Source organism: Psychrobacter sp. (assembly GCF_030454045.1).
Lineage (GTDB): Bacteria > Pseudomonadota > Gammaproteobacteria > Pseudomonadales > Moraxellaceae > Psychrobacter.
This window is the reverse complement of sequence record NZ_JAKDJE010000068.1, coordinates 1-16,000: the sequence shown is the minus strand read 5'-3', so window position 1 is coordinate 16,000 and position 16,000 is coordinate 1. Positions and strand designations below refer to the sequence as shown.

The following is a 16,000-nucleotide window of genomic DNA, read 5'->3' as shown; positions in this document are numbered from 1 at the left end:
AGTAAGGTGTTGCTTATTTTTTTCAATGTTTTCTCAATTCTATACAGCCCCTAGTATAGATGCGCAAACGGCAGAGGCACAAAATCGTACACAAGCGACTAAGCCTGATAATTTGGCTGAATATACCGTTCAGCAAATCAATACAATCAAAGATGAGAACATCAGTCTCTCAGGTATCGCTGAGGAGATGTTTGATCCCACTGAGCGCAAGGCAGTACAGCAAGCGGGAACATTGCAAGGTGATATAGGACTGACAGGCGAGTATAGCGAAAATTATTATCTGCTCGATAAACTCAATGTTGGGCTACCACCACTATCTACACCGCCAAATCTAGCAACGCCACTTGCAACTTTAGAGTTTTTTCAATCTGCGGTCATGAAGCAGCAGTATGATTTGGCCGCGTATGCGCTCAATATGAACTTGATCGATGAGCAAGACCAGCGCAGCCGCTCAATCGATCTGACAAAGCAGCTTGATCTTTTGCTGTCTGAAAAGGAGTTGTACGTATTCGATGATATGCCCGATCGTCCTGATGGTCTGATCGAACCCCCACTGGGTAATGACAGTAGTATTATGGGTATCCCTAGACGCTCTATTCAGCTTGGCTATATTGATTATCGAGAACGCCGTGTGCCTATTTATTTGGAGCGGGTGCGTGTAGGTGATGATACCCCTATGTGGGTATTCTCTGCACAAACTGTTGATAATATAGAAAATCTTTATGAGCAGTACCATCCAGCAGAGTTTGAGCGTTACCTGCCCACTTGGTTAAAGTTACAGTTCTTTGGGATTGCGTTGTGGGAGTTTTTATCCTTGATACTGTTTTTCTTACTGACTATGGGTGTCGGTTGGATACTCAGTAAAGGTGCAGAAAAAATCATCAGTCGTTATATTGATGATGAGAAGTACAGCAGATACGCTGGCAGTACCAAAGGAGTGGCGGATTTGGTCAGCAAACTGACTGTGCCACTAACCTTTACCATCAGTTTTTCACTCGTCTTTACGCTGGTTTCTGGCGGCTTTCCTTACCTCGATGCTGTGGCCTCATCAATTCGCCCCCTTATTTGGATTGGGCTGGTATTTAGCGCCATGTGGCTTGGTATACGGGTTATTAACTTTTTTGCCAATCGTTATCAAGACATGCAGATTGAAAACCTAGGAGAAGAGCATTTTGATAAAGTGCGCCGTCGTCGCACTTATGTGTCGATATTCCGCCGCGTTTTCATTTTTGTCATGATATTGGGTAGTATCTGGATAGGACTGAGTGAGTTTGCCAATATGGAAGGTCTTGGTAAAACCTTACTGACCTCAGCGGGTATTGCAGGTGTGGTCATTGGTATCGCCGCTCAGCCCATATTGGGTAACATCATTGCTGGGGTACAGGTAGCAGTAACGCAGCCTGTGCGGATTGGCGATAGTGTGATTATGAATGGTAATTTTAGTACTGTCGAAGATTTGAGGTACACTTATGCGGTGCTCAAAACATGGGATGAACGCCGACTAATCGTGCCGATGCGTGAGTTGATTACCGAAAAAGTAGAGAACTGGTCTCATACCGAAGTGCATCAGACCTGTCCTGTGTTTTTATACATCGACTATGGTGCAGATATTGAGGCCATTCGCCAACAGTTTATATCAGTGACAAAGGATAATGAGCTATGGGACAATAAAACTGAGCCTGCAGTCTTTGTGGTTGAGGTTAACGAAAATACGATCCAGTTGCGCGGCGCTGTTGCCTCAGTAGGCCCCATTGAAGCATGGACGCTCGCTTGTGAAGTACGTGAGCAGATGCTTGGCTACTTGCATAAGCAGCAGAATAAGTATTTACCGACAGAACGTTTTACGTTAACAGAAAATCCTTAACGCTCAGAGAGAATCATTCGCTATAAAAAAGCGTCATTAACTATGCAGTGCATGTTTGTCATCGACAAAGATGTAAAAGATGTATTTGTGTAAAATAATCTGACAAATATAGTATGTCAGAGGGGTGCTTATTTGTTATAATATGGCGTTATTTTTATAGGATAACTGAGTGGTCAGCGATGAGTCGGCACTGCCTAGGCAGTTGCGGCGGCTAATACGTCTAACCCTGAGCTCCTACCCACCAAAATAACCACCACTAGGGGTCTGTATGTTGCGAATTGTCGATGAAGCCTTAACCTTTGATGACGTTTTATTATTGCCAGCCTATTCTGAAGTCCTGCCAAAAACTGCCGATCTGTCTACTCGTTTGACCAAAAACATCACGCTCAATCTTCCACTGATCTCTGCTGCTATGGATACCGTCACTGAGTCTGAAATGGCGATCACGATGGCTCAGCTTGGTGGTATGGGTATTTTGCATAAGAGCATGAACATCGAAAAGCAGGCCACACAAGTACGCCGCGTCAAAAAGTTTGAAGCGGGTACCGTTGTAGATCCGATTACAGTACATCCAGAGATGACGATTGGTGAATTGCTACGCTTGACGCAAGATAATAATATCTCAGGTGTACCAGTGGTAGAAAAGGGTACAGACAACGTTGTTGGCATTGTGACGCACAGAGATTGGCGTTTTGAGACCAATTTGGCATTGCCTGTTAGTCAAATCATGACACCAAAAGAGCAGCTGGTCACTGTGCATGAAGGTGAGAGCAACGAGAACATCAAAAGATTGCTTCATGAGCATCGCATCGAAAAAGTGATCGTTATCGATGACAACTTTCGTTTACGCGGCTTGATTACCGTTAACGACTTTGCCAAAGCTGAAAATAACCCAAATGCTTGTAAAGACGAGAAAGGTCGTCTACGTGTTGGTGCTGCCGTTGGTACAGGCGCAGATACACAATCACGAGTTGAAGCATTGATTGCTGCTGACGTTGATGTCATCGTAGTGGATACGGCGCATGGCCACTCAAGAGGCGTGATCGAAAAAGTGTCTTGGATCAAAAAACACTATCCAAATGTCCAAGTTATCGGTGGTAATATCGCCACTGGCGATGCCGCTAAAGCATTGCGTGATGCAGGCGCTGACGCCGTAAAAGTGGGTATCGGACCAGGGTCTATCTGTACCACTCGTATCATTGCAGGTATTGGTGTGCCACAAATCTCAGCCATCGATAATGTCGCAAGTGCCTTGCAAAACAGTATTCCATTGATTGCTGATGGCGGTATTCGCTATTCAGGTGATATGGCAAAAGCAATTGCTGCTGGCGCGTCATGTATCATGGTAGGCTCACTGATGGCTGGTACTGAAGAGGCACCAGGTGAGGTCGAGCTGTTCCAAGGTCGCTACTATAAAGCGTACCGTGGCATGGGTAGCTTGGGTGCGATGTCAGGCTCAAATGGCTCATCAGATCGCTATTTCCAAGATGCCAAAGATGGGGTAGAGAAGTTAGTACCAGAAGGTATTGAAGGTCGCGTTCCTTATAAAGGTCCTGTGGCTGGTATTGTTAACCAATTGGTTGGTGGTTTGCGCTCATCAATGGGTTATACTGGATCTGCCACGATTGAGGACATGCGTACAAAACCACAGTTCATCAAAGTGACCTCAGCAGGTATGAAAGAGTCACACGTGCATGATGTACAGATCACAAAAGAAGCACCGAACTATCGTGTAAGCTAAGCGGCGTTTTACCGCTTTGTATTGTGTCAGAATTGACGCAATTGCAGAGCTATAGCGACGTTGAGATACAAACAGCCAACAATGCTCTGTTATTGTTGGCTGTTTTTTTTGTAAAATATAAAAGCAGATTATTACAATAATAATATTGCCTACATATATGTCTGGCCTTTTATTTTTAGAACTGAGGAATACAAATAATGAGTTACTTTGGCACTGATGGTATTCGTGGAAAATTTGGTGAGTTGCCGATTACACCTGACTTTATCTTAAAACTGGGTTATGTAACGGGGCTTGTGCTCATAGAGGCAAACGAAAATTCTACGCGCAAACCGAGTGTAGTCATTGGCAAAGATACTCGTCTCTCAGGTTATGTTATTGAAGGTGCTTTGCAAGCAGGGTTCAATGCTGCAGGCGTTGATGTTTATATGCTTGGTCCTTTGCCAACACCAGCGATTGCCCATCTGACTCGCAGTTTCAATGCCGATGCTGGCGTGGTTATTTCAGCCTCGCACAATCCTTATTATGATAACGGCATCAAGTTCTTCTCGGGTAATGGTAAAAAGATTAGCGATGAGATGCAGAGTGCCATCAACGAAAAACTAGCAGCGATTATAAATGACACGGATAGTAAAGAAGCAGCGATGCCGATTCTTGATCCAGCAAATTTGGGCAAAAACCGCCGCATTAGTGATGCAAAAGGTCGCTACATTGAATTTTGCAAAGGCAGTTTCCCATATCAGTATGATCTTAGCTATCTAACTATAGTGGTTGATTGTGCCAATGGTGCAGGCTATAGCGTCGCACCTAGAGTCATGCGGGAGCTTGGTGCTAATGTTATCGCTATCAATAACACTCCAGACGGTATCAATATCAATGCTGAGTGTGGCTCTACCCATCCTGAAAGTCTGCAAAAAGCGGTGCTTGAGCATGAAGCAGATGTTGGTATCGCATTAGATGGGGATGGCGATCGTATTGTGATGGTCGATGAGACAGGTAAGCTAATCGACGGTGACGGTATTTTGTATGTACTTGCCACTCAAGGCAAAACAAAAGCATCAGGGGTTGTTGGTACCCTTATGAGTAACATGGGACTGGAGCTGGCGCTGACAGCAGCTGATATTGAGTTCACTCGTGCAAAAGTGGGTGATCGTTATGTCATGCAGGACTTGGAGGCCAATGGTTGGATATTAGGCGGTGAGCCATCTGGACATGTTCTGTGCCTAGACAAAAGCCGCACAGGCGATGCCATTATCGCAGGATTGCAGGTCCTTGCCGTGATGCAAGCGCGAGGACGTGCCCTAAGTGAGCTTGTTGAAGGGTTTGATGTGTTACCACAGAAGCTGGTTAATGTACGTCTGTCTCAGATGCAAGATCCCTTTGAGCATCAAGAATTGGTGGACGCTTTTGACAAAGCAAAAGAAACGTTAGAAGGTCGGGGTCGTCTGCTCATTCGTCAGTCAGGTACTGAGCCTATGATTCGAGTAATGGTTGAGTCAGATGATGAAATAGAGTGTGATGTGATGGCAAATGATTTGGGCGATCTGATCAAGTCGGTATTGGGATAAGTCAACCTAATACTAGGGAAGGTAGATATACTAAAATTAATACACCATAACTTTATAACAGGATATGACTATGAGTATGGATTTTACTGACCAACGCCTCTCATATGAAAAGGGCGAGCTCGATCAACAGTCAGTACCAACGTCACCATTCGAGCTTTTTAAGTCTTGGATGGATGAGGCGATCGCACAAAAAGTACAAGAACCATATGCGATGAGCGTAGCAACTTGCGGCGCAGACAATAAGCCCAGCGTCCGCATTGTCTTGCTGCGTGAAATCACGGAAACAGGTATTGTCTTTTATACCAATTATGAAAGCGCGAAAGGGCAGGACGTTGCAGCAAACCCCAATGCCGAAGCGCTGTTTTTTTGGCATGAGCTTGAGCGTCAAGTTCGCATTAGCGGTCGTATTGCTAAAATTGACGCTGAAAAATCTGCTGCCTATTTTCAAAAACGTCCACACGATAGCCAAATAGGTGCTTGGGTCAGTCAGCCGCAAAGTGGCGAAGTGGCCAATCGTGAAGTAATGGAGAAAACGTTCGAGCAACTTCAGGCCAAATACCCAGAAAACACCACAGTGCCAACGCCAGCGTTTTGGGGTGGGTATGAGATTACGGTTGAAACAATTGAATTTTGGCAAGGCCGTGCCAATCGCATGCACGATCGTATTGTCTATACCCAAGATAGTGAGGGCAGCGAGAGCACCGAAAGCTGGACGACCAAGCGTCTACTTCCATAGTATTCAAAAACGCCTAATACATGTGAAAAATAAAAAAGCCACTCAAAACTCAATTTTGGTGTTTAGAGTGGCTTTTTTATGTCATTGAGTATTTTATTTGGTGTCGGTATTAACATCCACAGACACTGACATACCAGGACGTAGGCGTGCCAGTGCAGGTTGATTTTGATCTAAGTCGATTCGTACAGGAATACGCTGCGCAATTTTTATGTAATTGCCTGTTGCAGGATTGGCTGCACCTGCACTAAATTCACTACCAGTGGCAGGCGAGATATTGCTCACATGACCGGTAAACTTGGCACCACCAAGTGCATCCACATGAATGGTCGCAGGTTCACCGATTGCCATACTGGCGATTTGCGTCTCCTTAAAGTTTGCAATGACCCAGATGCCTTTTGGTACGATGTACATAAGCTGGGTGCCAGCGCTGACGTACTGTCCTTCTTTAACACTGACTTGGCTCAGCTGACCAGACTCAGGGGCAGTGATAACCGTGTTATCTAGATTGATCTGTGCTTGCTTTACACCCGCTTGCGCATTTTTGATACTTGCATCTAGTGAGGGACGACTGCCGCTGGTTTTTTCTCGGTTTTGTTGAGCGGCTTGTAAGTTGGCTTCAGCCTGTTGCACGCTTGCCTGTGCTTGAGCCAGCTTTGCTTTGATATGAGCCACTTCTGCTTTGGATACAGCACCGATAGCATCTAATCCTTGGTAGCGATTGACATCTTCACGAGCGCTCTCCACATTGATTTTGGCACTGTATAGATCCGCTTTTCGGGCTTCGATTTGCGCCTGACTCGACTGTGTGTCCTGATCATTGGTAGAACGATTGGTAATAGCCACTTCGGTATTGGCTTCTGCTTGTTCAAGCTGCTGCTGAAAGGTTCGGTCGTCTATTTTTATTAGCAAATCTCCAGCGTTCACATGAGAAAAATCTTGTACCGCAACTTCGGTGACATAGCCGGAAACTTGCGGACTAATAATAGTGGTTTGACCTTTGACAAAGGCGTTATTGGTTTGTTGCACCGTAGGCGTAAATGGTGGCAGTTTCCAAACATATAAAATCAAAGCCACACCAATGACAATCAGCGCAATCAATAATCCCAAATTTAGATAGGATTTTTTCTTGGGAGACCAGCCAGCCGTATTTGAGATGGGCTCTTTTGGCGGCATAGGCGTTTCATTATCATCGTCTTGATTTTCTATAGAGCCTTCTACAGAGTTATCCTCACGCACGCTATCAGGCGTATCAGTAGCTGCTTGTATCTCGGATGTATCCGTTTTCTTTTGCGTAGCGCTTGTAGCGGTCTCTACTGGAGCCGTAGCAGACTCTGTACGTGTGTCTGTTGCTGGAGCATCAGTTGACGTCTGAGGTATTTTATTAAGCTCATTTGGTTTTTCTTGGCTCATGACGTGCTCCTAAATATGAATAAGCAAATACTAAAGTGGTCTGACTATAAATAAATCGGGTTAAAAAATTACCAGTGTAATAAGCTTGACTATTTTGTTTCACGCATTTTTGCAATGACGGCGAGCTCGTTTGCAAGGGGATTACGCTTATGATAACGGTTATAAAAATAATTGATGAGCAAAATAATCATAACGGTAGTGGCAAGGCTTGCCATCAAAAAAAACAAATCACTATATGCTGAAACTGTTGCTTGGCGCTGAATGTTTTGTAAGACCTGACTCACTGCCGTAATATTTGCTTGTGCAGTATCTGTGGTCTGACTTGATAACATATTGCGAGTACCAGCCACCTGGGCGCTAAATGCAGGATCGCCCAAATTCAAAGAGTTGACCATATCTGCGTAGTGTACTTGTGTACGGATGGTGGTGAACGCTTGAATCGCTGCCGCGCCTGCCAATCCGCCAACCGTTTGGGAGATGCCAAAAATCACTGAAAAACTAATGATATACGCAGGGCCACTGGCAATAGCTCGCAAAAACCCTTCAAAGACCAAAGGCCCCATAAAATAGACCGCAGCAAAGGCAATCAAAAACTGGCTAAAATAAAACATATAGGGTGCTGAATTAGTTGACACACCAACATCCATCCAAGAACCTAAGGCAATCAATGCCACGGCAAAAATAACAGGTCGGCGCAAATCCATCGCATTGGTACTAAAAATACTAATAATCAAAGCCAGTGCACTGGCGGCTATAATAACAGCATAAAAAGTAACCAGCTGATCGTTACCGTAGCCGAGGTTAGCGAGCAATCCTGCCGCTCCGACGTTTTGCTCAGATAGCAAAATCCGCATGACAGCGCCCGTCACCATAAAGGCAATAATATTGCGGCTACGCATCCAGCGCACTTGTAGCATCGGATTTTTGCGATGCGTCTCAATCCATAACGCGATGCTAATCCCGACGATAGCAATCATCAATGGATAACTAAGCCAAGGGGTCGTCCACCACAGAATCCTACCTTGTACTAACACCACAGCCAACGCTGCCAAACCGCTAGCAAAAAAAGCAAAGCTCAAAAAATCAAGCTTTTCAAAGACTTTTTCTGTAATGCCGGGTGGTAGCTCTAATATATTAATCAGGCCAAAACAAATCAGTGCCAAACCAAATTGGAATAAAAATAAGTTTTCGATCTGACCGTCAATGGCAAGGTAGGGCGAGATGACACGTGATAATGGAATACCTAGCTGTACCAAGCCAAATCCTAATATAAGGCCACTCGTACGTTTAACGGTTGGCATACCCTGCAAGCAATAAAACAATCCCAATATGGTCATGCCACTGGCGACCATACCGCTCAGACCTCTAGCGATAATCTCTAAATAGTAAGGCTCGATTTGGATATTAGGCGTGTCCAATAAGTGACTGCTGACCAACCATTGCAAACTCGTAGCGGCTAATAAAAAAAACAGCGTAATCTTACTAAATAGCGACATCCCAAACTGCTGACGGATCTTGTACAGCAGAACGGTGATACAAGCATTGGTCATATTATAGCTGACAGATATCCAGCCACCTTCGACTGGTGTCAGACCCATCTCACCCTGAATTTGCGTCAGATTGGCAACGAGTAAGCCATTTTGGAAGCTGGCTGTGAGACCCACAAAAATCCCAATAAGCAAATAAAATACTTTACGGCGTGCCGGATGGTCAGGATTGGCTGGAGAGCCCACCATTATTGGCTGTTCGTGGGGCTTAAACTGGTATTCGTTACTCATGGGCGTACCACAATCTGTATAAGGAAATAGAGTGATATAGGACAGATGCCAGACGGGGAGTCAGGTCAGTGTAATTGGTATTTATAGCGTGAAAAGCCAGTCAACTCACTGATGGTATCTGAAAGATAACCCAAAAAATTCAGAAAGGATTTTATCATAACTTTTATCGTGCTTTTGTCATCGACACGTAATTTGCAGGCCATATTGAATGGCATTTTTGGTTGACTTAACGTCTAAGCTTACTATGTTGTAATGGTTCATCAGACCTACTAATCTGTCACACAAACTTAAAATCATACACGAATAAAAAACAGCCCCTTACAGAGCTGTTTTTGTGTATCGAAAAAATGGTCTGTCAGTTAAGGCATCAGGTTAGATGGTTTCGTCATACTTTGCTTCTAGCTGCATGGCACGCTGATAGCTATCAAGACGAGCCAGCTGTTTGGCATACTGTCTGATATTTGGATACGCATCAAGCTTTTGGCGCTTAGCAAGAATGATTAAGTCAAATGACAGCATAAAATCAGCACCGCTCAACTTATCACCAACGATGAACGACTTGCCTGCAACTGAGGCATCCAGATACTCAAACAATCTGGTTTTTTCTATATCAATATAATCGTTCAAAAACTCATTGTCGTTAACGCCTGCTTTTTTGATAAACAATTCAAGCATTAATGGCAACATCAGCGAGCTTTCTGCAAAGTCAATCCACTGTAGATAATATCCATAGTCCGAGCTGTCTGTAGCAGGGCGTAGACGCTCGGGCGCAAATCGCTCAATCAGTAACTCAGTAATGGCCCCTGATTCAGCATAAATTTGGCCGTCCATCTCGATAACCGGAGATTTACCGAGTGGATGCACTGCTTTTAAAGAATCCGGTGCCAAATGAGTTTTGGCATCACGTTGGTAACTAACAATTTCATAAGGCACGCCTAGCTCTTCTAAGAGCCAAAGCGTACGCAACGAACGTGACTGATTAAGGTGATGTAAGCGAATCATGATATTAACCTTTTAGCTTGGCAACAAGGCGCGTAGCCGCTTCTTCTGAGGATGCTGGGTTTTGACCAGTGATCAATAAACCATCTTCCACGACAAACGATTCCCAATCGGCCGCTTTTTCGTAGTTACCACCATTAGCTTTCAATACGTCTTCTACTAGGAACGGTACTACGTCTGTTAGGCCAACGGCATCTTCTTCTGAGTTGGTAAAGCCTGTGACTGTTTTGCCTTTTACTAAGTACTCGCCGTCAACTTTCACGTTTTTAAGTGCTGCAGGAGAATGGCAAACAAACGCGACAGGCTTATCTTGCTTAACAAAAGTCTCAATCAGATTGATAGAGTTTTTGTCTACTGCCAAATCCCATAATGGGCCGTGACCGCCAGGGTAGAAAACTGAATCAAAATCTTCCGCTTTCATATCAGCAAGTTTTTTGGTATTAGCCAAATGTTCTTGAGCGTCTTTGTCTTCTTTGAAACGCTTAGTATCTTTGGTTTGCGCGTCTTCCGTGTCACTACTAGGATCTAGTGGTGGTTGACCGCCAGCAGGCGAGGCCAAGGTTACGTTGACGCCAGCATCAAGAAATGCATAGTAGGGAGCTGCAAACTCTTCTAGCCAAAATCCTGTCTTTTTACCAGTATCGCCTAGACGGTCGTGTGAGGTTAGTACCATTAAAATATTCATGATTATCCTTATTTATTGTTTATATATGAGTAAAGCAAGTGTTTAAAAGTCATGTGTTTTTTGTCTTTATCAACAATGATTCGGTTTAAGCACCAAGTCATATCAATAGAATTGATGACCGCTAATATTATTCCTGCTTCAGACGTAAATTTCAGTAGTGATTTTAGCAAGTTGTGTTGTTAAGTTTTTATTAACAATAGTTATTACCTATCGTCAATTATTTAACAATCAATTATTTAACATAAGTTACTGAACGTCAGAGACCTTAACCACGGTTTTACCAAAATTATCACCGTTTAACATACTGACAAAGGCTTCTGGTGCATTGTTTAGACCATCAGCGATGTATTCTTTGGTTTTGACGTCGCCTGACTCTACCCATTTGCTCATGGTTTCTAAGAACTCTGGGAAGTGGTCGCCATACTCTTCAAAGATAATGAAGCCTCTGACCGTGAGACGCTGACGGAGAATGAGTCCCATCAATTGACCTAGACGGTCTTTGCCATCAGGTAGATCGGTTGCATTGTATTGTGAGACCAGACCGCATACGGGAATACGAGCATGATCATTTAATAATGGCATGACCGCATCAAACACGTGCCCACCGACGTTTTCGTAATAAATGTCGATCCCATCTGGGCACGCGGCTTTTAGTTGCTCAGCGAAGTCATCAGCTTTGTGGTCGATACAGACATCAAAGCCAAGCTCGTTGACCGCGAAATCGCATTTCTCTTTACCGCCTGCTACAGCAACAGTGCGAAGACCATATTGATTACCCACTTGACCGACCGTAGCACCGACAGGGCCAGTGGCCGCTGCGACAACTAACGTTTCGCCTTTTTGTGGTTTACCGATATCGGTCAGACCCATGTAACCAGTGAAGCCGGGCATACCTAACACACCTAAACCATAAGAAGGGTTTGCCATGTTTTTGTCCAGTTTCAGGACGCCTTCGCCATCACTGACACTGTAGTCCTGCCAGCCGGAATTTGATACGACCAAATCACCGACAGCAAACTTATCGATATTAGACTCGACCACTTGAGCAACCGTGCCGCCCATGATGACGTCACCGACTGCTAATGGGTCTGCATAGCTTTTTGCATCGCTCATACGGCCACGCATATATGGGTCTAATGACAGATATACCGTGCGTAATAACATCTCGTTATCGTTTGGCGTTGGGATGTCGCTGGTTGTTAGATCAAAGTTATCAGCGGTTGGCTCGCCGTTCGGGCGGCTGGCAAGTTTGATTTGACGGTTTATTTGTTGATTCTGCTCTTTATCGAAGCTCATCGTAGGACTCCTTTATAGTTATTCATTGTCATTATTATAGAGGTATTAGATGTAGTAACTACTCAGCATTGAACTGAATAGCTACTATAAATAGCATAACGATATGTAGGTATTGTTACTGTCGCGATTTTTCTTATAATTCTTCTGACAGTTCTTGCTATACCGCTTATTAAGAGGCTTTGCTAGTCACAGCACGCTGTAAGATACGACGTGAGACGTCTAAATCGTTTTTGCCGTGCTCACCAAGTTTGACCATGTTATGTGCATCAAGTTGCTTGATAATTGGATCAATCGCTGACTCAGTCAAGTCGACGTCTTCTAGGCTCACTGGCAAGCCAAGCTCGCGGAAGAAGTTTTCAGTATAGACAATGGCCGTTTCGATGATGGTGTCGTCGTCTTGGTCAGTATCAGTGATGTTCCATACGTTACGTGCGTACTGGAGTAGTTTTTCTTTTTTGCTTTCTTTTAACTCACGCATGACTGATGGCAACACGATGGTCAAGGTACGTGCATGATCGATGGCGTGTAGTGACGTAAGCTCATGACCAACCATGTGAGTTGTCCAGTCTTGTGGTACACCAGTACCAATCAAGCCATTCAATGCCATGGTTGCTGTCCACATAATGTTCTTACGTGTTTCTAGATTTTCTGGATCTTGCTTAACCACTAGGCCTTCATCAATAAGGATTTTGAGCAAGCTTTCAGCAAAAGCATCTTGGACTTTAGCATTGACTGGATAAGTCAGATACTGTTCCATCACATGGACGAATGCATCAGCAACGCCGTTCATAACCTGACGTTCAGGAAGTGTCAGTGTCTTGACTGGATCTAGAATTGAGAATTTAGGGAAGGCTAATGGGTTACCAAATGGCAGTTTTGCTTGACGTTCGCTATAGTTAATTACGCCGCCTGAGTTCATCTCAGAACCCGTTGCTGGGATGGTCAATACTGCACCTAGGTCAATAGCAGAATCGATGTTCTTGCAATAACCCGTTAGCGCGTCCCAAGCTTGATCACGCGAGACAGTACCATCTTTTTCAGTTAATGAAGATACGAGTGCCACAAATTTACTGCCATCAATTACAGAACCACCGCCGACTGCTAATAAGAAGTCGATGTTGTGCTCATTCACCATGTCGGCTGCTTTTAATAGTGTGGTGAATTCTGGGTTAGCCTCGATACCACCAAATTCAAAGACGGTACGGTTACCGCTAGCCGCTAATGCAGTTTTTACTTCATCTAAAGTACCGGTACGCTGTGCTGAACCACCACCGTAAGTAATAAGAACGCGAGCATCAGTAGGCACTAGGTCTGATAACTGTTCGATTTGACCTTCACCAAAAACGATGCGGACTGGGTTGTAGTATTGAAAGTTATTCATAAAATTCCTGATGTTGATAAAAATGGTTCCGCCAAATATGTTGACGTTAAACAATGAGTGGTAAGCAATGCTTATTTTACATTTGCTCTAAAGCTTGATGCGCATTGTACACCAATTAGACCAGTCGTCTAGTGGCTGTTTATAAATGATTACAAAACTCTCATACAACGTTTTTATCAAGTATTGGGTTTTTAAATAACAATAGGATGTGTGGGCGCAAACATAAGCCCCCAATTTAGGGGGGCTGTAATACCGAGAACGTTACTGTTTATTATCTTATTATCAACGTCCCATCTGAGTCGTCGTCATTTGCCAAATTTCCGCTAGGGGTGTATTCGTTTGGCTGATCTTAGCCATTAGGCTGGCACCAAGCCACGCAAAGTACCAACGCTTGGCCATACTCTCAGCTGAGATATTGTCGTGACGAGGAACCGAGCCATCTGTCCAACCTGCTTTGATTAATTCAGCCAGCCATGAGGTGGTTTGTTGGTAGCCAGCATCAAGGGCTTTACGCATGGTTTCCGACATATCTGCCACTTCTGCACTCAATTTTACAACCAAGCACTTTTCATGATCACAACCATTCTGCTGGGTGTCGTACCAGTTTTGGAAGTAGTCGTAGAGTTTTTGCTGCGCCGTGACATCTTGAGCGTCAATAAGATTCAGACGGGTTTTGTACAGACTAAAATAATGATGAATAATGGCTTCACCAAATGCTTCTTTTGAGGCGAAATAGTGATAGAAGGAGCCTTTAGGTACACCTGCTGTATCCAATATTTGCTTGAGACCGACAGCCGTAAAGCCTTTTTTGGCTATTAGCTGGTAGCCTGTAGCAAGTAGGTGAGCTTTAGTATTAGGTGTGGTCGTAGCATCAGTAATATTAGACATAGATAAAATTTTCTCTCTTAATAGTCGTATTTATGGAGCAATAAGGCTTGTTCAAGCATTAAATTCACAGCATATTCTAATGGTATATACCTATCTTTGTTACGTTTTATCAACACTCCCTACCGAAAAAACCGTCTTTTTTTATTAAGAGCTATGGTAGCATTAGACCAGTCGTCTATCAAGGTGGGTTTTGTTCTTATCAGTTATCATAAATTTTCGATTTTAATTTATGTCAACTTGTGATTTAACCATAACTGTGAGTATCTTACCTATAAGACAGCTTCAACTATTTTATTCAAAGTACTGAAAATAAATTTTTATATAACAAAGCAGAAATAAGGATAATTATGTCAAGCAATGATAATAGCAGTAATGCCTATAGCGATTTTCATTTGCAGTTCATTGGCGGTGAATGGCAAAAAGGTAAAGATGATAGCATTAATACTGATACTAACCCTTACAATGGTGAGACACTCGTAGAGATTCAGCAAGCGACCAAAGAGCAGCTTGATGAAGCCTATAACGCTGCTGAACAAGCGCAAGCCAAATGGGCAAAAACGACGCCAGCTGAGCGTGCAGCTGTTATGTATAAGGTAGTCAGTATCCTAGATCAGCGCCAAGATGAAATCGTTGACTGGTTGATCAAAGAGTCGGGCAGTACACGCATTAAAGCCATGGTTGAATTTAGCTCGGCACGTGCCATCACGCTTGAAGCAGCGTCTTTTCCTAACCGCGTACACGGTAAGATTCGCCCCTCTAACACTCCTGGCAAAGAAAACTTCATTTATCGCGAACCCATCGGAGTGGTAGCAGTCATTAGCCCATGGAACTTTCCGCTGCATTTAACCCAGCGTTCTATCGCACCAGCATTAGCCCTTGGTAATGCGGTTGTATTAAAGCCAGCAAGCGACACACCAGTGACAGGTGGCTTACTACTAGCAAAAGTGTTTGAAGAAGCGGGTCTGCCAAAAGGTTTATTAAACGTCGTGGTCGGCTCAGGTAGCGAGATAGGCGACGCCATCGTCGAGCACAAAGCGCCAAGCTTAGTATCATTCACAGGCTCAACCTCAGTAGGCCAGCACATCGGTGAGCTAGCAAATGGCGGTGAGTATATCAAACAAGTCGCGCTTGAGCTTGGCGGTAACAGCCCATTTGTTGTACTCAAGGATGCTGATATTGAGCAAGCAGTCAAAGCAGCTGCTTTTGGTAAATTCTTGCATCAAGGCCAAATCTGTATCGCGATCAATAGGGTTATCGTGGAAGACGAGATATATGATGACTTCGTAGAGCGTTTCTTGGCACATGTCAAAACATTGAATGTCGGTGATCCTAATAAGCAAGATACTGCCGTTGGCCCTATCATCAACGAAAAACAACTCAAATCGCTCAAAGAGAAAATCGCCAAAGCGCAGGACGAAGGCGCGAAAATGATACTCAGTGGTGAGATTGAAGGCCAAGTCGTACCGCCGCATATCTTTACTGAAGTCACTCGCGAGATGGATCTATCCTGTAATGAAGTGTTTGGACCCTTGGTTGGTATCATTCGTGCTAAAGATGAAGACGATGCATTATCAATTGCCAATGACTCTATGTATGGCCTATCTAGGGTGTGTTGACATATATAGAATAATTGACAATCATAGTGTTATGACTAGAT

The 16,000-nt window shown here is 44.0% G+C and carries 12 protein-coding genes; 5 read left to right on the top strand and 7 right to left on the bottom strand.

The features are described from left to right. Positions 1-25 precede the first annotated feature (25 nt). The 4 genes from L0G63_RS11125 to pdxH all read left to right on the top strand — a co-directional run bounded on the left by L0G63_RS11125 (position 26) and on the right by pdxH (position 5,906). Positions 26-1,864 (top strand): mechanosensitive ion channel family protein, encoded by a 1,839-nt coding sequence (locus L0G63_RS11125; RefSeq protein WP_301450718.1) that lies wholly within the window; start codon positions 26-28, stop codon positions 1,862-1,864. Between the two features lie 268 nt (positions 1,865-2,132). Beyond that, positions 2,133-3,605 (top strand): IMP dehydrogenase, encoded by a 1,473-nt coding sequence (guaB, locus tag L0G63_RS11120; RefSeq protein WP_301450716.1) that lies wholly within the window; start codon positions 2,133-2,135, stop codon positions 3,603-3,605. A 197-nt stretch (positions 3,606-3,802) separates the two neighbouring features. Beyond that, positions 3,803-5,170: a phosphoglucosamine mutase gene (glmM, locus tag L0G63_RS11115; protein ID WP_301450715.1), complete on the top strand. Its 1,368-nt coding sequence runs from the start codon at positions 3,803-3,805 to the stop codon at positions 5,168-5,170. Positions 5,171-5,246: 76 nt separating this feature from the next. Next, on the top strand, positions 5,247-5,906 hold the full coding sequence (pdxH, locus tag L0G63_RS11110; protein WP_301450717.1) for a pyridoxamine 5'-phosphate oxidase: 660 nt from the start codon (positions 5,247-5,249) through the stop codon (positions 5,904-5,906). Between the two features lie 93 nt (positions 5,907-5,999). Here pdxH and L0G63_RS11105 read toward each other — a convergent pair whose 3' ends face one another. From L0G63_RS11105 to L0G63_RS11075, 7 genes are all read right to left on the bottom strand, one after another. Further along, the gene (locus L0G63_RS11105) at positions 6,000-7,316 is read right to left on the bottom strand and encodes an HlyD family secretion protein (RefSeq protein WP_301450714.1); all 1,317 of its coding nucleotides are present in this window, start codon (positions 7,314-7,316) and stop codon (positions 6,000-6,002) included. Between the two features lie 89 nt (positions 7,317-7,405). Then, a complete protein-coding gene (locus L0G63_RS11100) occupies positions 7,406-9,094 on the bottom strand; it encodes an MFS transporter (protein ID WP_301450713.1) in 1,689 nt (562 codons plus the stop codon). A gap of 372 nt (positions 9,095-9,466) precedes the next feature. After that, positions 9,467-10,096, bottom strand: a complete 630-nt coding sequence (locus L0G63_RS11095; RefSeq protein WP_301450712.1) for a glutathione S-transferase family protein — start codon at positions 10,094-10,096, stop codon at positions 9,467-9,469. Between the two features lie 4 nt (positions 10,097-10,100). After that, on the bottom strand, positions 10,101-10,778 hold the full coding sequence (locus L0G63_RS11090) for a type 1 glutamine amidotransferase domain-containing protein (RefSeq protein ID WP_301450711.1): 678 nt from the start codon (positions 10,776-10,778) through the stop codon (positions 10,101-10,103). A gap of 246 nt (positions 10,779-11,024) precedes the next feature. Continuing rightward, on the bottom strand, positions 11,025-12,074 hold the full coding sequence (locus tag L0G63_RS11085) for an NADP-dependent oxidoreductase (RefSeq protein WP_301450710.1): 1,050 nt from the start codon (positions 12,072-12,074) through the stop codon (positions 11,025-11,027). Positions 12,075-12,243: 169 nt separating this feature from the next. Next, positions 12,244-13,455: an iron-containing alcohol dehydrogenase gene (locus L0G63_RS11080; RefSeq protein ID WP_301450709.1), complete on the bottom strand. Its 1,212-nt coding sequence runs from the start codon at positions 13,453-13,455 to the stop codon at positions 12,244-12,246. Between the two features lie 282 nt (positions 13,456-13,737). Continuing rightward, the gene (locus tag L0G63_RS11075; protein ID WP_301450708.1) at positions 13,738-14,343 is read right to left on the bottom strand and encodes a TetR/AcrR family transcriptional regulator; all 606 of its coding nucleotides are present in this window, start codon (positions 14,341-14,343) and stop codon (positions 13,738-13,740) included. Between the two features lie 347 nt (positions 14,344-14,690). Here L0G63_RS11075 and L0G63_RS11070 point away from each other — a divergent pair, with 347 nt between their 5' ends. Next, a complete protein-coding gene (locus L0G63_RS11070) occupies positions 14,691-15,959 on the top strand; it encodes an aldehyde dehydrogenase family protein (protein ID WP_301450707.1) in 1,269 nt (422 codons plus the stop codon). Positions 15,960-16,000 lie beyond the last annotated feature (41 nt).